At 42.2% G+C, this 21,521-nt stretch carries 20 protein-coding genes; 7 read left to right on the top strand and 13 right to left on the bottom strand.

All coding sequences use genetic code 11. From position 1 onward, the window contains the following. Positions 1–48: 48 nt before the first annotated feature. The 8 genes from KZA12_RS12675 to KZA12_RS12640 form a co-directional block, all read right to left on the bottom strand. Positions 49–297: a hypothetical protein gene (locus KZA12_RS12675; RefSeq protein WP_218690473.1), complete on the bottom strand. Its 249-nt coding sequence runs from the start codon at positions 295–297 to the stop codon at positions 49–51. A 364-nt stretch (positions 298–661) separates the two neighbouring features. After that, positions 662–1,006 (bottom strand): DUF1064 domain-containing protein, encoded by a 345-nt coding sequence (locus tag KZA12_RS12670; RefSeq protein WP_218690472.1) that lies wholly within the window; start codon positions 1,004–1,006, stop codon positions 662–664. Between the two features lie 391 nt (positions 1,007–1,397). Beyond that, positions 1,398–2,798, bottom strand: coding sequence for a replicative DNA helicase (locus KZA12_RS12665; RefSeq protein WP_218690471.1), 1,401 nt, complete (start codon positions 2,796–2,798; stop codon positions 1,398–1,400). Continuing rightward, positions 2,795–3,289: a hypothetical protein gene (locus tag KZA12_RS12660; RefSeq protein ID WP_218690470.1), complete on the bottom strand. Its 495-nt coding sequence runs from the start codon at positions 3,287–3,289 to the stop codon at positions 2,795–2,797. The genes KZA12_RS12665 and KZA12_RS12660 overlap by 4 nt, the downstream gene beginning before the upstream one ends. A 49-nt stretch (positions 3,290–3,338) precedes the next feature. Then, entirely contained in the window at positions 3,339–4,376 is a 1,038-nt protein-coding gene (locus KZA12_RS12655; RefSeq protein ID WP_218690469.1) for a replication protein, read from the bottom strand. Beyond that, positions 4,369–4,845, bottom strand: coding sequence for an HNH endonuclease (locus tag KZA12_RS12650; RefSeq protein WP_218690468.1), 477 nt, complete (start codon positions 4,843–4,845; stop codon positions 4,369–4,371). Before KZA12_RS12650 ends, KZA12_RS12655 begins: the two co-directional genes overlap by 8 nt. Positions 4,846–4,918: 73 nt before the next feature. Continuing rightward, a complete protein-coding gene (locus KZA12_RS12645) occupies positions 4,919–5,593 on the bottom strand; it encodes a phage antirepressor KilAC domain-containing protein (protein ID WP_218690467.1) in 675 nt (224 codons plus the stop codon). Positions 5,594–5,665: 72 nt separating this feature from the next. Next, positions 5,666–5,857, bottom strand: coding sequence for a hypothetical protein (locus tag KZA12_RS12640; RefSeq protein ID WP_218690466.1), 192 nt, complete (start codon positions 5,855–5,857; stop codon positions 5,666–5,668). Positions 5,858–6,024: 167 nt separating this feature from the next. Between KZA12_RS12640 and KZA12_RS12635 the strand changes: the two genes are divergently transcribed. The 5 genes from KZA12_RS12635 to KZA12_RS12615 all read left to right on the top strand — a co-directional run bounded on the left by KZA12_RS12635 (position 6,025) and on the right by KZA12_RS12615 (position 8,663). Continuing rightward, on the top strand, positions 6,025–6,735 hold the full coding sequence (locus KZA12_RS12635; protein WP_218690465.1) for a LexA family transcriptional regulator: 711 nt from the start codon (positions 6,025–6,027) through the stop codon (positions 6,733–6,735). Between the two features lie 638 nt (positions 6,736–7,373). Further along, positions 7,374–7,757, top strand: a complete 384-nt coding sequence (locus KZA12_RS12630) for a hypothetical protein (protein WP_218690464.1) — start codon at positions 7,374–7,376, stop codon at positions 7,755–7,757. Beyond that, the gene (locus tag KZA12_RS12625) at positions 7,747–8,145 is read left to right on the top strand and encodes a hypothetical protein (protein WP_218690463.1); all 399 of its coding nucleotides are present in this window, start codon (positions 7,747–7,749) and stop codon (positions 8,143–8,145) included. The genes KZA12_RS12630 and KZA12_RS12625 overlap by 11 nt, the downstream gene beginning before the upstream one ends. Before the next feature lie 21 nt (positions 8,146–8,166). After that, entirely contained in the window at positions 8,167–8,373 is a 207-nt protein-coding gene (locus KZA12_RS12620; RefSeq protein WP_218690462.1) for a hypothetical protein, read from the top strand. A 92-nt stretch (positions 8,374–8,465) separates the two neighbouring features. Then, positions 8,466–8,663: a hypothetical protein gene (locus KZA12_RS12615; RefSeq protein WP_218690461.1), complete on the top strand. Its 198-nt coding sequence runs from the start codon at positions 8,466–8,468 to the stop codon at positions 8,661–8,663. Between the two features lie 279 nt (positions 8,664–8,942). Here KZA12_RS12615 and KZA12_RS12610 read toward each other — a convergent pair whose 3' ends face one another. The 3 genes from KZA12_RS12610 to KZA12_RS12600 form a co-directional block, all read right to left on the bottom strand. Then, positions 8,943–10,511: a Fic family protein gene (locus KZA12_RS12610; protein ID WP_218690460.1), complete on the bottom strand. Its 1,569-nt coding sequence runs from the start codon at positions 10,509–10,511 to the stop codon at positions 8,943–8,945. A 294-nt stretch (positions 10,512–10,805) separates the two neighbouring features. Continuing rightward, positions 10,806–14,093, bottom strand: coding sequence for a type I restriction endonuclease subunit R (locus KZA12_RS12605; RefSeq protein ID WP_218690459.1), 3,288 nt, complete (start codon positions 14,091–14,093; stop codon positions 10,806–10,808). Between the two features lie 84 nt (positions 14,094–14,177). Beyond that, positions 14,178–15,731: an SEL1-like repeat protein gene (locus tag KZA12_RS12600; protein ID WP_218690458.1), complete on the bottom strand. Its 1,554-nt coding sequence runs from the start codon at positions 15,729–15,731 to the stop codon at positions 14,178–14,180. Positions 15,732–16,258: 527 nt separating this feature from the next. On the opposite strand from KZA12_RS12600, the gene KZA12_RS12595 reads away from it, so the two are divergent. Together KZA12_RS12595 and KZA12_RS12590 are read left to right on the top strand one after the other, a co-directional pair. Continuing rightward, positions 16,259–17,083: a M48 family metallopeptidase gene (locus KZA12_RS12595; RefSeq protein ID WP_218690457.1), complete on the top strand. Its 825-nt coding sequence runs from the start codon at positions 16,259–16,261 to the stop codon at positions 17,081–17,083. Then, on the top strand, positions 17,080–17,505 hold the full coding sequence (locus tag KZA12_RS12590; RefSeq protein ID WP_218690456.1) for a hypothetical protein: 426 nt from the start codon (positions 17,080–17,082) through the stop codon (positions 17,503–17,505). The genes KZA12_RS12595 and KZA12_RS12590 overlap by 4 nt, the downstream gene beginning before the upstream one ends. A gap of 111 nt (positions 17,506–17,616) precedes the next feature. On the opposite strand, the gene KZA12_RS12585 is transcribed toward KZA12_RS12590, so the two are convergent. After that, complete coding sequence (locus KZA12_RS12585) at positions 17,617–18,927, bottom strand: restriction endonuclease subunit S (protein WP_218690455.1); 1,311 nt, start codon at positions 18,925–18,927, stop codon at positions 17,617–17,619. Beyond that, complete coding sequence (locus tag KZA12_RS12580; RefSeq protein WP_218690454.1) at positions 18,927–21,326, bottom strand: class I SAM-dependent DNA methyltransferase; 2,400 nt, start codon at positions 21,324–21,326, stop codon at positions 18,927–18,929. The genes KZA12_RS12585 and KZA12_RS12580 overlap by 1 nt, the downstream gene beginning before the upstream one ends. Positions 21,327–21,521 lie beyond the last annotated feature (195 nt).

The following is a 21,521-nucleotide window of genomic DNA, read 5'->3' as shown; positions in this document are numbered from 1 at the left end:
GCATAGCACGATTGGTTATGTGTCACCCTTTGAGTTTGAAAAGCGGTATTATGATAATTTAATCCTGTCAGGCATGGCTGCCTGACTCAAGTAAATCACTCTCCGATATAGTCGGGGCGGTTCATTACCTTCATAAAATAGTTCATTAATTATATTCTGAACCTTGCGACTATGACCAAGCTCAAATATTTTGCATTTTGAGTTATAGCCCGTCATCATTTTTTTAGCGCCTTCAAGGCCATTGTGCTCAATAATGATTTCCTTAGTAAATGCGATTACGAATAAGAAGTCGTCCATGATTTAAGTCTTTGATAATTAAGTAATGTACCTTGCTAGTATGACACTAGTAATACATGGTGCGTTATATAACCGTCAATACCTAAATCACAAACTATTCTCTATACGCCTTCTATACAATCTCTATATCTAATCTAAATGTCACCAAACTATTATTTGGTTATGTATTGGTCATTAAACTGCTTGATTGGCATGGTAAAGACTTTCTGATTTCTGATTTCTGATATGCCAAAACTTTACTTGCCCGCTGGCGTGTCGCTTATAGCTACTGGCTATATGACACCATTCAGGTTGTAGATCGCTAATTTGGTCAGGTTTGAGGCACTGATATAGTCGTCTAAGACACTAATCATGGTTATCTGTTTCATATCTCAACCACCTCTATGCCGTGTATCTCTTTAACCAAATGACGCTTAAGCTTGTACATTTCTGTCTTGAAGCCCTTAACATCCTCAACCACTAACTTGCCAGCGCTGTCGATGTAACTAAAATCAGCAATGTAATATCTGATTCGTCTTTTAGTACCATCTAAGATAACGCTCTGAGCAATATCAAATTTTGGCTGTAAGGTAAGGTTAGATATCTTGCCAGCGGCTAACTGGTCTTTGAGCTTGTAGTAGTGAGCGCCTTCTTTCTTACTATCGATCTTGATACCGTCGATGATAACTTTAACGTTACTGTACTTGGTACGCTTCTTGGTATTTCTCACATCAAGCACTCCAATTTGGTTGTAATGTTTATGGATAGCTCAACGTTGCTAAATTCAAATAGCAGACCGTCAAACTCAAAATCGTCAACTGAACTCATGAGAGCGTCGATTTTTTTCATCAAGTGCGTAATTATAGAAGTGTGCTTGGCTGGCAATTTCTGCTTTGACCTAGCCAATGACGCGCTGGCGGGTTGTGTCGTTTATCTCGAACCCTTGGTGGGATGTATGATCTAATAAATCATCATGATTGCTAAGCATTAAGAACTTAATCATTTTATAGCCTCTCATTTGCCGTATAAGGTAGCTGTTACTGTCTTGGCTACATTAATATCTAGTGGTTTTATTAGGCTGTGAGTGATGTTTGGCTGTGATTAAATGGTGTTACTGGTAGTTATGCGTGAAATGGGTGTCCGTCTTCATCGTACTGAGGCGTAAAGTCGTTAATATCGGTAAACTTCGATCTAGCGCCATCAAATCTAAGCCTTACCGTGCCAATTTCACCGTGTCTATTCTTACCGATGATTATTTCTGCTATCCCTTTATGCTCACTGTTTTCGTTATAGACTTCATCACGATAGACAAAAATAATGATATCCGCGTCTTGCTCAATAGAACCTGATGACCGTAAATCTGAGTTAATTGGGCGTTTGTTAGGGCGTTTTTCTAACTCGCGGTTAAGCTGTGACAGTAAAATGACAGGGCAATCAAGCTCTTTAGCAAGCGCCTTGAAGTTACTTGTGACTTCGGCAAGTGAGTTGGTCAAGTTGTTTGCGTCAAGACCGCCCATGATTTGCAAGTAATCAACCACTACCACGCCAATATCATGACCTTGCGATCTAAGTTGTATTAATCTAGATCTGATTTGCTGAAAGGTTAATTTCGGTCTGTCATCAACATGCAGCGGGTAGCCATTCTTAATCTTGGTTATAATTTTAAATACACGCGCCCATTCGTCTTCACTGAGCGTGCCATTCTTTAAGCTTTTCATATCAACGTTTGCTGCAGCTGATATATATTTCTCCATTATTTCCTCTTTAGTCATTTCCAATGAGAATATGACGCCTAGCTTTTCACTGATAACATTGTCATCACAATCAAGAACTCTATGCTCCTCAACCATGTTCGACAACTTATTCAATCCAAGTGTCGTCTTACCCATGGCTGGTCTAGCTGCCAATACAATCAGGTTTCCGTTTTGAATCGGTGCTTTTTCGTCTAAGTCAAAGAAGCCTGTTATCTGAGATTTTGGTTTAATACCTTTCATCAAGTCTGATTGCTTGTTTATAAAGCCTTCAATCAAGCTACTGATTGACTGAGATTGGTTGTCAGCGTCATTATCATTTGCTGATACTTTTAGCAGCTCTGAGACGATATTGCTGATTTTTACATCAACATCATTGCCGTCGTCGTTGATAACAGAATGAGCGTCAACCAGCACTGAGCGAATACGGCGTTGCTGTGATAGCTCTTTGATACGCTCAGCGTTGTACTCCAAATTAAACAAGGTAGATATACCAACGCTCATTATCACAGCGAGGTATGACTCCCCGCCAGCGCTGTCAAGCGTCTTGGTACGTTCAAGCTGGTCATGTACTGTTACGCCATCAACAGGGTTGCCGTCCTCAGATAGCTTCTTGATAGCTCTAAAAACCAAGCGGTTCTGCTCAAACGAAAAATCGTCTTCACATATAATTTCTGAGATTTTGTTATAACCATTATCAAGACTCATAAGGCTGGCTAGTAATGAGTGCTCTGTTTGCAAATGATGTAACGGTTTTTGTAAGTTGTTCATAGTGATTTCCTAATTAAGTTAATGTATTTGTCTGCTATCGCTGATTGCTCTTCTAAGCTCATTTTGGGTGCTTCTAGTACCTTTTTATCATTCTGCTTGCTTCGTTCAATCTCGGCTAGGTTCTGATTGAATTTGACGCTATCCTGACTGTGTTCTGTGCATACCGTCTTGTAAACTTCATTCCAAATCTTGAGGGTGGTATATTCAGGCTCACCTGCTAACTTCTCTATTCCAATCCTTTTTGCTGTTTCATGAGCTGCTGGGTGCAAGTAATTTCTGTTTGCTGCTTTGACGTAAGCAATGTAAGAATCTGGGTATTCACTGCTTGCCTGCCTGCCTAGCTCTAAGAAGTCTGCTGCGGTGGTTGGCAACCATGATTGAGATATCGACTTTCTGAGCGCCCTTTCTAATTCTTGCTTGGTAGCTCTCAAGTCAGTCAGTGCTATTGCCCAAAGCTCTATGCGCTGCTTACCCCAATCTTGGTCTTTCATCTTTGTAGCGTGCGATACCTTCCATGTACTGAATAGATTTATTAGAAACTTAATTAACTGTTCTGAGGGTTTCGCTTGATAATCCGAACTGCTCTCTGAGTTGCTGTTGGTATAAGTCTGCGTTTGAAGCTGGCTGGCTAGCTGATTGTTGTTGTCCATTGTTATATCCTTGATTGTTGTTGATGACTGTTGGTAGGTTGCTGATTACTTCGTTATTCCATGCCTCGCTATTAAGATATGTAGCAGGGTGCTTTCTATACTGCTTATTCGGCGTTGACTCGATGTAAGCTGGCAAGTGCTTCATTGTCAGCAATCTCTCTTCGTCTGTTAATGAGTCCCATTTTTTTTCACATTTGGCGCGGTCTTGTTTTTTATCGTATGCTGACCAAAATTCTTCAAACGGTATGTTTATCAGTTTTGCTGTACTTGAGCCTCGCTTAGTGTTTTTCTTGACCACTGACTCTTCATTCTTAGATTGATTTAAAAATGGATTGGTAGAATCATTGTCGGGGTGTTTGCCTTGGTCATCGACACATATATTTTCTTTATATGTTTCTTTATACATTTCTTTATATGTTTCTTTATTACTTCCCAATATCTGGGAATCACATGGTCGGATATTGGGAATCAAATGGTCAGATTTTGGGATAGTCATGGTCAGATATTGGGAATCAAGATTGTCATTATCACCGTCTTGAATCCCAATATTTGGGATAGATAGGTCATCCTCACTGGTCATACTCTCAAATTCATCTATGATTTTCCCTTTGATTTCCTGGTACATATCATCCATTCTCTCAAGATTTACTAAATAGAGTGACGTTGACCTTGGCTTCTTTCTGACAAAAATAAGACCTTCTGCCACAAGCCTTTTTATTGCGTCTGTAACAGTGTTCTTGCTCATATTGCACGCTTTTTGGAAGTAAGTGCCAGCCAGCGCCTTTGGTCTTCCTTCATAGCCTTCGGTTTCTCTGTAGATTCTGACAAAAATACTAAATTGGCTAGGCGTGAGGTCTTGTTGTAGGTAAAACAATCGGTTATCTATCGAGGTAAACCCATATTCAAATTTTCGTTTAGTGTTAGTCATGATTACCTCCAAACCATTCGCTCATTGTTTTGGTACTTTTGCTTCTATTGCATGAGCGACATAATGTTTGTAGGTTTTCACTGCTATTGTCGCCACCTCTGGACAAAGGTGTTTTATGATCTACGCATAAGCTTTGGTGACTATCGCAATTCACACACCTGTACTTATCTCTAACTAATACCGCTTTCTTGTGCTTTGGCTTCAACGCTCTTCTAAGTATCTCTATATCGGTTAAATTGCTTTTTCTTTGCCTTTCTGTATAGCTGGCTTGCTCTGTTTCATAAGTAGCACCATGCTTGTCAATTAGTTCAGATATGACAATCTTTAGGTAGTCGGTATTTGATAGTAGTGATGACTCTTTGGCTTCTGTTAAGGCTATATCTAAGTGCTTGATAAAGTTATGAATACCCTCTTGAGCTTTAAGCTCTGGCGTTGCGCCTAATATGTATTTTATTTTTTCTGTTAACATGTTATAATTACCTCGTCGAATTAGTATTGAAGCCCGTTTAGATTGCCGTCTGAACGGGCTTGTTTTTTGTCTGCTATGCAACGCCCTCACATTGCAACTTCTCAATAACCCACGCCTCGCCTAATATCGTAAATAACGACTGTGTTTGACCTTGTTCGGTCTGTTTAAGCACGCCATAGCCTTTATTCACGAATGCTTGCTTAAAGACTCTTGACCGCTTCACTGACTTGTTATAGACGCCTATCTCTTCTAATATTCTGTTAAGCGCTATCGCTGACATACCCAGCTTTAAACCAACCTGCGTGGCATTCAATAAGCCCTTACGCTCAACCACCGCGTTGTAGTGATCAACCTTAGGCTTGTATTGCTCAATCTGTAACGCTTGATTAGCTGCAAGCTGTAACGCTTCGCCAAGGGTTTGCGGTATTTGAAACACTGGCTGTGCTTGTTGTCTTTCTAGTTCTTGCCAGCGATCTACCAATACAGCTGTGAACTCAGGCGATAGTTGAGCAACTACGATAATGCTGTCACGCTTGCCTTGTTCATCAGCGAAAACGTAAACTTGAGTAAGGCGATTACGCCCCATTGCATCAGTAGACTGTTCAACCCCCACTGGGGGTTGGATAATTACACCGTTTATTGCAAGGCGCTCGATTGACTGCTTAACTTTGTCATGACGGCTGCCTAGCATTTCAGCTATCTGTAAGCTGCTTATTGTTAAGCTTGAGTTTTGAGTTAAGATATTCATCTGTTATAATCCTATTTGTTGTGTTTAGAAGTGAAGCGTTGGTGATTACAGTCATCAACGCTTTTTTATTGCCTATTTTTTAGTGACTTCCAATTTCTTTAAGTCGCTTAGCTTGGCTGGCATGAATAGGTGTGGATATTTAACTTTGGCAAATGCAGATATGCCGCGAGTTGTCCAGTTGTAGACAGTGTTGTATTCATAGCCAAGCGCTTTTGATACAACATTGACGCCGCCCAGCCTCTCGATAATTAGCTTGTCATTCATAATATTCTCAATTTTCTTTGTGTGTACCATTAAAATATACTTGATGTGTATTTGTTTCGCAATAGGTATTTCCAAGTATTATATTTACATAGCGTGTTTTTTTGATATAGATGTAATATAATAACTAAACACCATTAATATAGATGACTATTAATAAGGGGCAGGATATGCACGCCAGCATGGAGAGATTGCACAAGGTATCAGGCAACAAGCGTAAGATTGACATTGCTAATGATTTGAAGGTAAGTGCTTCAACAGTAACCAACTGGGGCAGTAGGGGCGTATCTAAAGAAGGAGCGCTTGATGCTGGCTTGTTGTATGGCGTTGATGCTAATTATATTTTGACTGGGGCTAAGGATGGCTATAAGAACCAAGTCGAGATACTTACTGGTATGAGTAGTGATGACCATAAAAAAAGTCATATCTTGAAGCACAAGGATGATATGCCTGTTGTTGAAATGATATCTGTTGATAGCTATAGCAGATTATTTTTAGAGTGGTTTGACGGCAAGGGATTCTCTGAGGATGTCGATGTTGAGAAATTAGGATGGATAAAGCGGCTCGATGGGTTCTCAGCCAATTCTTTTGCATTAGTTGTTGTGGGTCATAGCATGATGCCTGAGTTTAAAGCAGGTGATTATGCTTGTGTAGAACCTCACACCGATGTTGATGGTATAAGTATAAGTGACGGGGATTTTGTAGTTGCTCAGCATAAAGGTGCTAAATACGCTGTTATAAAGAAAGTTGTTTTGGGCAACTCTAAAGGTGATTTTTATCTGACTCAATTAAATAAAGATATACCTAGTGATGGCGCAATCTCTGTAAATGACTACACGCTGATTGGCATTATTAGAAATAAAATAACTAGCTACTGGTAGGAATTCACGCTGTACAAATTAGAAAAACTATATAACCCGCTATTGAGCGGGTTTTTTGCCGTCTATAAAGACACGCCACGCGATTTATTTTATATTCTATTGACTATCAAACCACACTGCGTGTATTATCAAGTTATGCAAAGAAATAACGCCTTAACAACCGCCTGATTTCAGGCAATAAAAAACCCCCAACCGACTCGAATCAGATAGGGGCTTTCACAACTAAGGATAAGATTATGGCACATTCCAACCAAGAAAATCAAGTTACGTTCAGCGACAACGCACAGGTCATCTACCCATACAAGTTTTACTCGACAGATGGCACTTGTCTATGCAACAACAGCTATTTCAATGCGACAGCTCATAAAGTAATAGCGAGTTGCTTGTTTTAGATGATGAAAACTTTGCGCGGGTAGCTAGAAATAGCAGCAATTTTGGCGGCAACTCAAGCCTTAACAAGCCAAACTTAATCATTCACTTCGAGCATAAGCTATTTGGCCCAGGCATTAACTTTAGCCTTATTAGTGATAAGCAGCTAACAAGAAGATAGGTTGTTGAAGCTATAGATAATGAGTACAACAGACAGGCTCAGAACCTAACCAAAGTAAGCTATAAGAGTATTAATTAAAGCTTAATGATTGAGGTGGCGTAATCATGAGCCTAATCACAGCGGTCAAAATATCATTGGTATTATCATTCAGGCTACCAAAGACCATATTAATAGCTTGTCACTAGAAGCTGCCAAAGCTCAAAAAGAACTTAATGACCTAAGGGCTAAGCTAATCCGTATTGATGGCGCTGAGCACATTAATACCCTTATTGACTTTCTAAAGCCTACCCACCCGCTATACAAGCAAATGAAGATCGATATTTGGACGGCTGCCAAAAGTGTAGATGGTATTGAGTTTGACAATCAGCTTAAGTGCTTTGTTGACACGCCTGATGTTGTTGAGCCTGATACTGATACTGTTGATGCCAGTGAAGTAGTAGAAGCAGAAAGTCAGGTGACAGATGAAGGTTAATAAAATTAACCCAATCTGGCTTGATATCTACCAGTCATTTCTAAGTAGCAAAATGACTGAGGCTGAGTTATACGGGTGCTTTTACGGCTTGTATAATCGCAGTCAGATAGACTTTGCCAATCAAGCTTGGAAATCGCATTTATACAGGCAAGCCGATAATAAAGATTTAGTCAAGATTAACGGCTTTACCTTCAACTCAAGCAATATGAAAAACAGTGAAAGAAGTTTGATTAATATTGGTATGCGATCAGAGCGGGCTGTAAATCATAACCACCCTATCCTTGATGATGCCGAAATGATTGAGATTGTTGATGTAGATACACCTTATGTGGTCTACGGTTATGAGCTTACCGATGATTTAGTTATGGAACGTTGCTTTACCTCATGACGCTGGCGTGCTGAGCTAGTTATGACTAATAAGCGAAACTTTACCTATCAAATTTTTGAAAGTGGAAGTCTAGAAGGTTTTGATAGTTATATCAATATTCTTAATTACCACGCTTTAGATATGCACGCATACGCCAACATGAAAGATGATGTTATTAATTTTATTGATGATATCAATCACTTGATAAATAAATGGCGACTTGAAGGCAATGATTGCCTGTCATTTTAGACAATAATCAATATTGGTCATAGGTAGATTTGCAACCCGCCCATGACCAATCCATTTTCTTTACTGACTACCTATAGAATAAGGACGCTGCCATGACTGGTAAATATTACACCACCGCTGATATCAAAAACCTCTTTGGCTGGGCTTCAACTACCACCGTACAGACAAAACGTGATAGCGGCTTCTTGCCAGCGCCCGATCTAAAGGGTAGACCTAACAAGTGGTTGAAACCCAAAATCGATGATATACTTAACGCACCGAACAACCCCAAACAGAATGACGTTAAATAGCGTCATTTTTGTTTATTACAGTAGTCTATACAGTAGTTCTATAATCAATATTTGTAAACGCCTTATGCAGCAAGGCTTACCATCCTGAGTGTGGAATCCTGTGGGCGCACCATCGAATATAAGTACAAATAACAAAAAACCCTTGTAAGCTACAGGCTGCAAGGGTTTTTATTATTTAATATAGGCTATCTGTTAGTTATCTACGCTAAAAACGCTTGAGCAACACTAGTTGCTTGAATTATCGATTTAATTTCGCACGAACTATAGCTAAATGCTCACTTAATTATCAAATTCTATAAAGGTATTAATAATAATAGTGCGTATTTCTTGCCAAACTTCATCATCTGCTAAGAAAGGAAACTCTTTAAGCAATTTATTACTCTGGTCGCCTTTATTATTCAATAGACTGCGGATGATCCTATCGGCATAGTCATTAGGCATTTCAAGCACTTCTTTTATAGCCACCCGAGCATAGTCATGTTGCTTAAGATAGCGAGACTCCTCATGCATATCGTGTTTTATCACCTGATGAATAATTTTTGATAAGTACTGTACGTGTGGTGTTAGATCTATAAATCGCCATATAGGCTGAGCAATCTTTGTCTGCTTAAAGCTCAAGTTTGAATCAATACCATCAGGATAATGGGTGGGCTGTTTATTAAAACTATAATGACCGCGAAGGGTCTCCATCAATGGTTTTGAAATAGTGTCAAGTATGTTGTCATAAGCCTGACGATCTGAAGCGTGTTCTGCAATAGCTTGCGATATAGGTAGAATAATGGGCTCGTGAATAGCACCGTCACGTCGCAAAATATCGTTAATCAAAAAACGATGTACCCTTCCATTGCCATCTGCCAACGGATGAATATAAACGAAAGCAAATGAAGTAACTGCACTACGCATCGTTGACGACTGCTCATTGGTTTTGCTTATAAACGTCCTAAGCCCATTAAGCTTGGCTAACAGCTCATCGGCTGGTGGTGCTATATAATGAACAATCTCTTTTAATCCACGAATTTGGGTTTGTCCAACAAATACTGGGGACTGACGAATACCATAGTGCTCAATAATGTTCTTATCACCTAATATTTCCTGCTGTAGCTCTGCTAATAACTTGCCAGTAAGTGGTACTTCTCCTACACCTGTTCGCCTGGCCATGACATCTGCAAAGCGCTCAATTCGTTTAATGGACTTGCCCTCACCTTCTATGGTGAAGCTGGCGCGACTCTCTCTTAGCGTCATCCATACCGAAGCTCGCATAAGCAGATCTTCACCAAACTCATGATTTAGCTCACTCATCATTGCACTGATGTTCAGGCTAGCGGCTTGGTTAAACCTCTCTGTTTTGACTAGCATAGGGCAAAAATCAGTAGTTCCTGCAATATTATCATTGATACGCCAACGGCTATTTTTTATTATCTGCGTCGGGTCTGCAGTGACTAATTTTCTGCTATCGAGAGCATTGACGTAATTTCCACCAATATTTTTCGGTACATTGAGCGTATTGCCTGTTAGCCATTCATACAAAAATGCACTGCAACGCGCATATTTTCCAGTAGGTTCATTATTTACCCATGTCTGTATATCATTGCCACCGACTTTCTCAAACAATCGAGCTAACATCTCGAAATGGATAACTTCATGGCGCATATGAAACTGTAAGTGGGCAATAAAGGTATCAGCAGGGCGCATAGTGTCCTGATAGATATTGTGTTGAAAATCATCTTTGTTAATAGTTTCTCGGCGGCCGCCAATACTGCTAATAATGTACAAAGGGGCAACCAATTCAATATTGGCAGCTTGTATTAGCCATACTGCACCTATGGGCTCCACTATACTTTGATACATCTGATGTCACTTTTTAATTGTGTAGCGACCATTTTGCATAAAAACGATTATAGTTGCAATGTATCAATTATATAAAGGCTATTGTGCATAAAAACGATTATATAAAGGATTTTTTATTGATAACTTAGCCCTAGGGTTACTTAACGCAGTAACCCTTATAAAAATCCATATCAATGCTGGCGGTCAAAGTGTAGGCTGGCCGAGCAGCACAGGCCATCGATCAGGTGGCGGTCGCGACACTAAAGCATCAGGTAAATAAATACTCGAGTGGTCACTAGTTACTCTGCGTACAGCCTACCCTGAAATTTCAGTACTCAGCTTGGTATCGAGCATCAATCGAATAAACTTCTGAAACTGCTTCGGGTTAGACAATAAGTGCATGGTCATATCTTCAAACGTACCCTTAGCATCAAACATAGCATCCTCGGCAGCGTTTGGATAACCGCCCAGCATAATTTGATCCACGCTATTATTGCTAAACTGCTTGACCACAATCTGGTTCTCAGTGACCTTATCCCAAATAGTATTCATAAAGTTCACTTTGTCTTTATCGGTAAAATCCTCACCAGCAAACACCTCATTTAAGCTATCAATAATCTGAGACAGTAGCGCTTCTTGCTTATCCTTGGGTATTGCTGTACCTGCGCCACTGCCACCATCTAACTGATACTCAGACTTGCCCTCTTGCAACTTTAAGTCCTGCTGGTGTAGCTTGGAGACTCGGTAATGACTCATGACGATATTAGTGAGATCTACCTCATCTTCATCGTCCAAGCTTTCGCGTAACAGCGGCTGTAGGTTGCGCGCATATAGGCTAAGCTTTTCTAAATCTTTATCGTCATAGTCCACGATTTGCGACATAAACTCATATTGACGGGTAAATGTGCCTAAATCTTTTTTGAATATCTGTAGCGCATCCTGCTCGGTTTTAAAGCCTTTGTAGTCATTCTCGGCATTGGTAATCAGCACCACATCGCCCGTCGCCTTGGTGCGCTCAAGCATCGCTTTGGCATTTTGTGCTTGCTCACGTGCCAGCTTATAGCGCTTTTGCCAACGTTCGACCGCGGGCTTGCAGATATTACTTAGGGCCGCGTTGGATTTGTTCTTGCTATAGAACGCTTCGACAAACTGCTCAACCTCATTCCATAAGAAGATGCCACTAGCGCGTAGCTTCTCATAGAGATCAAACACCTGATCAGGATCGGACACGTCGGCTAAGCTTGCTGTCTCATAATAAGGCTGGAAGGCCTCAAGGATATCTTGCGGGTCATTAAAGAAGTCGAGCACAAAGGTGCCACTCTCAGCTTTGCCCTTATAAGTACGGTTAAGCCGTGAAAGGGTCTGTACGCAGTCCACCCCTGTCAGCTTCTTATCAACATACATAGCGCACAGCTTAGGCTGATCAAAGCCTGTTTGGAACTTATTAGCCACTAGCATCACTTGATAGTCATCACTATCAAAGGCTTTACGTAAATCACGGCCTTTTAGGCCAATATTCATATTGTGCTCAGTGAATTTCTCACCCAGTAAGGCACCGCTATCAGGGTCATTATCGGTAAAGGTAACCTCACCTGAGAACGCTACCATAGCATTGATATTTTTATAACCATATTCAGCGATATAGTTATCAAACGCTAGCTTGTAGCGTACCGCTTCTTTACGGGATCCTGTCACCACCATGGCTTTGGCTTGGCCACCGAGCAAGCCTTTAATATTGTCATTGAAATGCTCAATGATGATTTTTACTTTTTGGGCGATATTATGCTCATGCACGCGCACCCAATTATTGAGTTTGATCTTGGCGCGGCGGGCATCGACTTCATCATCTTTGGCAGCCAGCTTTTGCTTGAGCTGATAGACCACTTTATAGTTGGTGTAGTTTTTTAGTACATCTAAGATAAAGCCTTCTTCAATCGCTTGGCGCATGGAATAGACATGATAAGCGGCTGGCAGGTTATCTTTGGAGGCGGGCAAGTCAGGATTAGGCAAGCGTCCGAACAGCTCAATAGTCTTAGGCTTAGGCGTGGCCGTAAAGGCATAGTAGCTTAGGTTCGGACTGCTACGGCGGGCAGCAAGGGTGGCATCGAGCATATCTTCGCTAGATAGCGGCTTATCCTCATCTGCACTACTCTCAGCATCAGTCTCTATATCACCAGAGACCAATACTTCTTTAAGCTGGCGTGCGGTTGAGCCTGTCTGGGATGAGTGGGCTTCATCGGCGATGATGGCATATCGCCGCGACTTTAGAACGCTTGAGTCTTCAATCGCTTTGAGTACAAATGGAAAGGTTTGAATGGTCACAATGATAATGGGCTGTGAGTTGACCAGTGCGCTCGCCAGCTGCTCAGACTTTGAGCCGTGCCCCTCTTTTCGATTAATCTTGCCCACCACCCCATCAGCATGCTCAAACTGATATATCGTGTCTTGCAGCTGGTCGTCCAACACGGTCCGGTCGGTAATCACAATCACCGAGTGAAACTGCTTCTCGCCATCGCTGTTGTATAAAGTCGAGAGCTGATGGGCAGTCCATGCGATAGAGTTGGACTTGCCCGAGCCTGCGCTGTGCTGAATTAAATACTTTTGACCAGCACCCTCAGTAACGGCGGCATTGACCAGCTTAGTCACCACGTCCCACTGATGATAGCGTGGGAACATCATGGTCTCGCGTTTGGACTTGCGACCAATCACATCCTCTTCTTCTTCGATCTGCAAATGCATAAAGTGACCGAGAATAGCCAATAGATGGTCTGGGGTCAGTACTTCATTCCATAGATAATCGGTAGCATAACGGCTGCTATCACTGGGCACATCGTTACCCGCGCCGCCATCTGCTGTGCCTTTGTTAAAGGGTAAGAAGTAGGTGCTATCCCCTGCTAATTTCGTCGTCATATAGACTTCATATTGACTAACGGCAAAGTGTACTAATGCGCCACGTTTAAAGGTCAGCAGCGGTTCAGGCCTCCCCGTATCCGGGTCTTTGGGCAGGCGTGTCTTCTTGTACTGAGTAATGGCATTGTGAACGGACTGCTTAAATTCGGACTTTAGCTCCATCGTGGTGACAGGTAAGCCATTCACAAATAGCACGATGTCGATGCGGTTACGCTTAGCCACCTTACCGTCAGCACTGCCCTGTAAGCTGGCATGCGGGCTGTAGACTACCTCAGGGACGATACGACAAATATTGGCCTTATAGCGTGCCATGATTTCAGGATTGAGATCATGCTCAGGCTTAAACTGACACAAGCTAAAACGCGCATTACGAATTTTTAACTCGTGACGCAATACCCCCAACGTGCCATAGGTACGTGAGGCTTTATCGGTTGAGTGCTCATCGGCTTTGCTCAGCTGCTTGACTAGGGCAGTGATAAAATGACGCTCGGAGTCGATAGGAAAAGTCTTACAAAACTTCTGCCACTCTAGCGGCTGGGTGGTCTGCACAAAGTCCAGCACGTCTTGCTCATACAGCGCGGTGTCTGCCTGATAGCCACTAGGACTACCTAATTGCCAGCCATGCGCTTGCAGTTGGCTGACGATATCGGCTTGAAAGACAGATTCGTAGGTGACGTTATGGGCGTTGGTCATATTAAGTCCGTTTATAGTATTATTATTTTTCGCAAAGTGGTTTTAAGCTTTGAGTATCGATGCGGCGTAAATAGCGCCTAAGCATTATTTATCTGATACCTTTTGTGCTGCTGGCTCCGCTGATGGCTCTATGGCGGCGGTTGCTTCGTTTAATGCGGCAGCTGTATTATCGGATATCATCTTAACCGCTTCATGCCAATCACAGCTCATTGAATCCCCGTTATCACAGGCGATACCAAACCATTTGATGGCCTGTTGTTCATCTTGAATATTACCTTCACCCATCATATACATCATAGCTAGATTACGCTGACCGAGCATTTCTCCTTGAGCCGCGGCTTTACTAAATAACTCAAAAGCTTTGGCCTGATCTTTTGGTACCGCTTTGCCTTCTACATATAGCACGCCTAAGTTATTTTGACCTATAGCCACCTCTTGCTCTACGGATTTGTGTAGTAGCTCAAGCGCTTTGGTATAGTCTTGAGTGATGCCTTGACCTGCGTAATAAGCCCAACCTAGACCTGCTTGACCCCAACCATTATCTTGATCTGCCGACTTTTGATACCATTTTACCGCTTCGATATAATCTTGTGGCACGCCTCTACCCGCTTCATAAAGTGCGCCAATATTAGTCTGAGCGAGTACATCGCCTTGCTCTGCTGATTTTTTATACCACCGCATAGCTTGAACATAGTCTTGAGGTACGCTAAGACCCTCTTCGTAGAGCACTCCCAAGTTGTTTTGAGCGACTGCCTCACCTTGAATAGCCGCTTTTTGTAGCAACTGGTATGCTTTATCATAGTCCTGCGCCACGCCTTCGCCCTTATAATAAGACCAGCCTAAGGCGTTCTGACCCTGAGCACTGTCTTGATCGGCCGCTTTTTTATACCACTCTACCGCTGTACTATAATCCTGCTCAACGCTTTGACCAAAGCCATACATCAAGCCTAAGTTATACTGAGCGGGCGGATGTCCCTGCTCAGCGGATTGTCGAAACCAAGAGTAGGCTTCGTCAAAAGCTTGTGGCACACCGGTACCATCATAGTACATAGTGCCGAGATTGTTTTGCGCCCACATCTCTCCTTGAAAGGCGGCTTTTTGGTACCACTCGGCGGCTTGGGTATAGTCCTGAGCCACGCCGAGACCTTCTTCATACTTCACGCCAATGCTATACTGCGCAAATGGTTCACCTTGCTCAGCGGACTTTTGATACCACTGGGCCGCTTGACGATCATCTTGTTCAACGCCATCACCCATCTCGTACATAGACGCGAGGTTTTCTTGTGCCAGTGCACTACCTTGTTCGGCGGCTTTGCGATACCACTTAACCGCTTTTTTAGAATCCTGCTCGACCCCTAAGCCATATTGATACAAGCTACCTAGATGATTTTGAGCTGCTATGTGACCTTGCTCAGCGGCTTTTTTATACCATGTAAAGGCTTTAACATTATCTTGCTCAGCACCATCGCCATCGTTATACATTGTCGCCAGATTATACTGAGCCGAGGCTGAGCCTTGATTCGCCAACGCTTCGGCCGTTATCATGCTACTTGCCTGCGCGGATAGCGACATGCCTAGCGTTAGGCTTAAAACTAACGCTTTTATGGTAAGGTTTTGTTTTATAAGCTGTGCTTTCATAATCTCAATCCAAAGTAATTGCTTAGCCTTATTGATATATTTAACCAATGAGCTAATAAAGTGGCGCTCAGAGTCGATAGGCTGAGTACGGTAAAACTTCTGCCATTCCTGCGACTAGGTGGTCTGCACAACGTCCAGCACATCTTGCTCATATAGCGCCGTCTCTTTCTGATAATCTCTAGGACTGCCAACTGCCAACCGTGTACCTGCATTTGCTTGACGATATCGGCTTGGAAGACGGATTCGTAGGTGACGTTGTGGGCGTTGGTCATGTTCAGTCCGTTAGTTTTGACTCTTTCATTATTTATTGGAAGTATCTTATAAAATAGATTATCTTACTTTTTTAAAGTTACAATCATCGTCCAAGCGGTGAATGTAAAACCGTCACATTTACTTGATAAGCTTGTGAGAATAACTGAACTAGCGATAAATAGATATTAGTGTGGTTGCTGCTGACAGCATTCGCATTTACTAAGGTAAATACCGATGCTATTATAGTAATACTAATATAGGTAAATACCAAACATATGACCGCACATCAAGCACAGTCTAAACTTAACGAGGTCTATGACTATCTAATATCTTTTGAAGGGATGATCAATCCTGACAATATTAGATTCAGTCGTTGTTTAAGAGATGCTCAAGCATTGCGTAAAAGCAATCCTGCTGAGGGTTTTTTGATGGAAGCTCTAGTCTATCGTTTACAAGGTAAGCTTTACCAAGCAGTTGAATATGCCGAAAAATCATATCGATTAGATAAGATAGTTGCTCGTGATAATTATGCGATACTTTTATCAGAAGCTGGGCAATTTAAAGAAGCTATTGCTTTAGCTTTACTAAACCTGCAAGAAGATAATTTTAATACATACGCTTTAAATAGACTGATTGTAGATGCGTCTATAACACTAGACAAAGACGCCTTGTCACAAGGATTATCTTTGTTTAAAGATCCTAACGATAAGTCTAAAGAGTTGTTATGTTTAGGCTATAGCAGTTTAAAGACTATTGATGAAAAAATATCTATCTTAGAGCCAGCAAGTGTTACGATTGATACCCTTATACAAGTCTCATCTATAGCAGCTAGAGCATCAAACTCATATTATTTAGGCAATAGTCAGATTAGTATGATTATCCAGCACAACGAAGTGGGTACATTCCTAATTATAAATCAGGAAATACCAAATCTCGATATTGACGACTGCTTTATTATTCATGATAAATACACTGAAGATTTGATTAACAGCGACTTATCTTTTAAAGACTACAAACGCATAGTCTATAATTTCTTACCCGCCGCAGATGACAATTTATCCAATGACGACCTTCTTGCCCAACGAGGGATATTGGTTTGAGCGTAACGATAGAGGATTTAAAGCAAGCGGTAGATAGTCTGTTTCCAAATCCCAAAGCGATAACAGAAGAGGCCCTGCAAAGAGCTTGTATCAATCGCCATTACTATTTCATCTATTCCACTATGCTAGAAGTTATTAATAACAATTTTCCACAGTACGACATGGGTAGAAACGGCTCATTTAGCAATACAGGATCTCATGATAGAGTCTTTCGCGTATTTGAGGAGATAGCAGAGCTGACGGATAGTAAGGCAGCTAAAAGACTAGCAATGCAATTCACTGATTTTTTGACTAAGCGCCACAAAGCCGATTATCGGCTTGATGAGACCTTTAGTAGTGGCGAATACGCTCAATGTCTAAGATATGCTGATAGAATACCTGAACTGGCGCAAGCGCTTATTGATGAACAAGATTCAAATTAATGATGCTTATTGTTTTATCTCTTCGCTAACGAGTACAATTAAAAGCAACAACTCCCCTAGTTTTACCAATCCATGTGGTTGGACTCTAAGACTAGGGGCTTTTTATTATCTCTACTCAGGCGCAACCCAACCCCGAACATCAATCTTACCCGTAACAGCAGCGGATATTAAAGCGGTGCGGCGTTCTTGCATGAGACTAATAGCTTTTCTAGATTTCTTTTCTAATATATCCATCTGCTCTAAACTATTAAAGATAAAATCAGCTATGACCTGTTGCTCATTTTCGGGTGGCACAGGAGCCAAGAATTCTTTAAAAGCTTCCGTTGGTAATCTCCATCGACCAATATGAGCTGCACCCTGTCCAAAGGGGAAAAACAGCTTATTAATGTACCCCATTTGCAGAAATGCTAAAAAATACTCAGGCACTGAATTAGCTTCCTCTAAAGTAAACACTCTATAGTCTGGACTCGTTACACCGTCATATTTAGATATATCAACAAAGCCTGTTAATAAATCCATATGATTCATTGCATAATCGCCTTTAGATACTAACTGGTACTTTGAGTAATCCATTGAGAGCTGACCTTCACCACTTTCTATATCTTTTACTTTAATGCCTTTTTGTGTAATTGATAAAACATCATGTCCTAGCTCGCCAGCAATTCGTTTTCTTATTTTGAAAATCGTTTTAAACCTTTTCACCTCCCAATGCGCAGGAACCGCCCCCAACCACTCTACCCCAGAATCTTTCATCGGCGCATCAGGATTTAAGCCTTTAGTCACGGCATGACTGATAACCGCTTGGCGCTTCTCTTTTAACAGTTGGATCAGGGTTTTCTGTTTTTCGATTAGGGTATCGATTTTGGCGGTTTCATGGTCGAGGAAGTTAGCTATTTGGGTTTGTTCTTGTTTGGCTGGTAAGCAGACCTTCATCTGGCGAATAGAATTTAGCGACAAATTGAAAATAGTAGTTCCTGTAACCTCCAGATTAAAATAATAAAGTGCTTGGCTACTTTGTAAATACAGCATTAGATATTCAGGTAGCAAATCATCAGAACAATTCATATATGCAGCACTTTTACCTAGAATTACCCTTTCATTATTATAGCGAGCAACATTGCCAATAGTGCCGTTAATAGAAAGTAAAACGCTAGACTTATCTAAATGAATATAGTGCTTTTTATACTCTTCTTCAGGTACTTCTTTAGATGTTTCTCCAACTACTATATAACCGTCGACCAAATTATTTCCATTGATAAAGTAATATCCCGTCTTATCCTGATACTGGGGGGTCGAATGCAAGCCATCGCCAATTCTCGACGTCTGATGAATCAACTTAGGCAGACCCCAATGCTCCGGAACTTCACCCAACCACTCAACCCCTGAATCCTTATACTTTGCATACTGCTGATACTTCGCCATTACGAATGCACCTCACCCAACAACTGCATGATTTCCGTACTGACAGCATCCAAGTCTGCATCAATCTCAGCCAAAGCACGCGGCGGCTCGTACACATAGAAATGACGGTTAAACGGTATCTCAAAGCCCACGATGCCGACCTCTTCATCGATAGCATCGGTCTTATCCGCATTAATCCACGCATCAGGTACATGAGGCTGCACTTCACGAGCGAAGTAACTTTCAATCAGCTCAGTGGTCGTCACCTCAGGATTCAGCGGCACGTTTTCATAATCGCGCAGATCGCTGTCGGGTTGGAACTCAACGATTTTGGCTGACTTGTTTGAACCGCTTGGCTGGTAGCTAAACGCACCATAGAGCGGATTGGCAACCTTGACCGTTTTCTTAATGACGGGCTCTGCTTCAGGGTTTTTCCAAGTAATGGCATCTAGCAGCTGTTTCTTTTCCTTCACGTCTAAACTTATATCAAGACTGACATCAGTATCTTTTAACGCCTGCTTAAACACTTTCTCAAACTCATTAAAGTCATCAAATTGTTTATCACCGATCGCCGCTTGTAAGGCTTTGGCTTTAGTCATTAGTGCAAGTTGTGACTGCCATATTTTGGTATTAAGCACGTCTTTGATTTGACTTTCTTTTAGCTCGCTAAAGTCGGCCTTAATCATTGCACGTGCCTCTAACGTGACCGCTGATAAGTCGCCGTAATTACTGTTATCGCTGTCACTGTCATTACCAGCAGCCCAGTTATTACCAAAGGCCTCATATAGCGCTGGCATGACCATATCGAAAGGTTTAGGCGCATAACGTAGGCTGTCGATAGCTTCATCAGACAACTGGGCAGATAGACGTAGTGGACGCTCAATGGTTAAGCGACGATAGCCAAACTCATGGGTGGCAAAGATTTTACTGGCAAAGGTTTTCGCAGGCTCACTCTTAGGGTTTGCAGACTGTCTCCCACGGTTCGACTTTACCTCTTCCGGCTTATCTAATACGCGTGCATCGACCACCTCAAAGTTACCGAAGCTCTTGGTAATGGTCCTAATATCGTCTTCACTCATCTCATTACGCTTAGAGCCCAGTGACTTACGCATCTTGCTGTATAGATTACTGCCGTCGATTAGTTGGACTTTACCACGACGCTCAGGTGCTTTTTTGTTGCTTAATATCCAGATATAGGTCGCGATGCCCGTGTTGTAGAACATATCGTTAGGCAGAGCGATGATGGCCTCTAATAAGTCAGCCTGTAGGATATAACGGCGAATCTCACTCTCCCCGCTACCCGCGCCGCCCGTGAATAGCGGCGAGCCATTTAGGATAATACCGATACGGCTGCCCTGATTACTGTTTTGGGGGCTATTGTGAGTGCTGCTGTCACGACTGACGACCGGACGCATCTTGCTGATCAGATGCATCAAGAATAATAGCGACCCATCAGACACGCGCGGCAAGCCCGCCCCAAAGCGCCCGTCAAAGCCTTTTTGTTGATGCTCGGCATTGATCTCGCCTGATATCTTTTTCCAATCTACCCCAAATGGCGGGTTGGATAGCATGTAATCAAACGTCTCAGTAACCAGCTGATCACTAGACAAGGTGTTGCCCAGCTTAATATTATTGACCTCCTGCCCTTTAATCAGCATATCGGCTTTACAGATCGCATAGGACTCAGGGTTTAGCTCTTGCCCATAGGTACGCATCACCGCGTCAGGGTTCAGCTCTAACACGTATTCCATACCAGAGGATAAAAAACCACCTGTACCCGCTGTCGGATCATAGATGGTGCGAATGATGCCGTCTTTGGTTAAGGCGTCATCATCTTCCATAAACACCAGTGAGGTCGTCAGACGCACGATATCACGCGGGGTAAAATGCTCCCCTGCGGTCTCGTTCGAGCTTTCAGCAAAGCGACGGATTAGCTCTTCAAACACAAAACCCATCTTATGGTTAGAGATTGCTTTCGGGCTGAGATCGGTGTTAGCGAACTTCTGCACGACTTTATACAGCAAGTTGGCATCGGCTAACTGACCGACAAACTCTTCAAACTTGAAATGCTCGAATATCTCACGCGCATCTTTAGAGAAGGATTGCACGTACGTACTTAAGTTATCCTTAATATCACTCTGACCCATCTTGCTTAGATCCATCGGCGAGATATTATAGAACGGGCGCTTGCTGGCACGTATTAAAAACTTCTCTTGCGCCTCCTCTGGCAGACCCATCTCAGCGATACGCGTACTTTCAACCACTACAGCGGCTTTGGTGTCTTCTAGTACACACTCTAAGCGGCGCAGAAGCGTAAAGGGCAGGATGATGCGACCGTATTGAGATTGCTTAAAGTCACCACGTAGCAGGTCAGCGACTGACCAGATGAAAGCTGCTGTTTGCGAGAAGTTTTTGGTCATGGAATAGTCTTATTGTTGGTGGCGCAGAGATAAAGGCTTAGGGTTATAGGACAGGCTTAAAAACTAGGTCATAGGTAAGGCACGCTGCGATGGTCTACATCGACTTATGACGGCTTTTATTGAGAAGTATCATATAGGTTAGGAGTATTAAGAGGCAAGTCTAATTATAAGCTATGGTCAGATGAAAAACGGTAT

The organism is Psychrobacter sp. BF1 (genome assembly GCF_019279065.1).
Classification (GTDB): Bacteria; Pseudomonadota; Gammaproteobacteria; order Pseudomonadales; family Moraxellaceae; genus Psychrobacter; species Psychrobacter urativorans.
Note: the sequence above shows the minus strand (reverse complement) of the source record. Positions and strands in the feature narration are given on the sequence as shown.

What these genes read in the sequence shown, in the direction of transcription:
- KZA12_RS12580 (WP_218690454.1), bottom strand. Translation starts at nt 21,326, where the DNA reads ATGACCAAAAACTTCTCGCAAACAGCAGCTTTCATCTGGTCAGTCGCT.
- KZA12_RS12600 (WP_218690458.1), bottom strand. Translation starts at nt 15,731, where the DNA reads ATGAAAGCACAGCTTATAAAACAAAACCTTACCATAAAAGCGTTAGTT.
- KZA12_RS12585 (WP_218690455.1), bottom strand. Translation starts at nt 18,927, where the DNA reads ATGGCGAAGTATCAGCAGTATGCAAAGTATAAGGATTCAGGGGTTGAG.
- KZA12_RS12660 (WP_218690470.1), bottom strand. Translation starts at nt 3,289, where the DNA reads ATGAAAGACCAAGATTGGGGTAAGCAGCGCATAGAGCTTTGGGCAATA.
- KZA12_RS12665 (WP_218690471.1), bottom strand. Translation starts at nt 2,798, where the DNA reads ATGAACAACTTACAAAAACCGTTACATCATTTGCAAACAGAGCACTCA.
- KZA12_RS12595 (WP_218690457.1), top strand. Translation starts at nt 16,259, where the DNA reads ATGACCGCACATCAAGCACAGTCTAAACTTAACGAGGTCTATGACTAT.
- KZA12_RS12645 (WP_218690467.1), bottom strand. Translation starts at nt 5,593, where the DNA reads ATGAATATCTTAACTCAAAACTCAAGCTTAACAATAAGCAGCTTACAG.
- KZA12_RS12615 (WP_218690461.1), top strand. Translation starts at nt 8,466, where the DNA reads ATGACTGGTAAATATTACACCACCGCTGATATCAAAAACCTCTTTGGC.
- KZA12_RS12605 (WP_218690459.1), bottom strand. Translation starts at nt 14,093, where the DNA reads ATGACCAACGCCCATAACGTCACCTACGAATCTGTCTTTCAAGCCGAT.
- KZA12_RS12650 (WP_218690468.1), bottom strand. Translation starts at nt 4,845, where the DNA reads ATGTTAACAGAAAAAATAAAATACATATTAGGCGCAACGCCAGAGCTT.
- KZA12_RS12635 (WP_218690465.1), top strand. Translation starts at nt 6,025, where the DNA reads ATGCACGCCAGCATGGAGAGATTGCACAAGGTATCAGGCAACAAGCGT.
- KZA12_RS12625 (WP_218690463.1), top strand. Translation starts at nt 7,747, where the DNA reads ATGAAGGTTAATAAAATTAACCCAATCTGGCTTGATATCTACCAGTCA.
- KZA12_RS12610 (WP_218690460.1), bottom strand. Translation starts at nt 10,511, where the DNA reads ATGTATCAAAGTATAGTGGAGCCCATAGGTGCAGTATGGCTAATACAA.
- KZA12_RS12640 (WP_218690466.1), bottom strand. Translation starts at nt 5,857, where the DNA reads ATGAATGACAAGCTAATTATCGAGAGGCTGGGCGGCGTCAATGTTGTA.
- KZA12_RS12620 (WP_218690462.1), top strand. Translation starts at nt 8,167, where the DNA reads ATGACTAATAAGCGAAACTTTACCTATCAAATTTTTGAAAGTGGAAGT.
- KZA12_RS12655 (WP_218690469.1), bottom strand. Translation starts at nt 4,376, where the DNA reads ATGACTAACACTAAACGAAAATTTGAATATGGGTTTACCTCGATAGAT.
- KZA12_RS12675 (WP_218690473.1), bottom strand. Translation starts at nt 297, where the DNA reads ATGGACGACTTCTTATTCGTAATCGCATTTACTAAGGAAATCATTATT.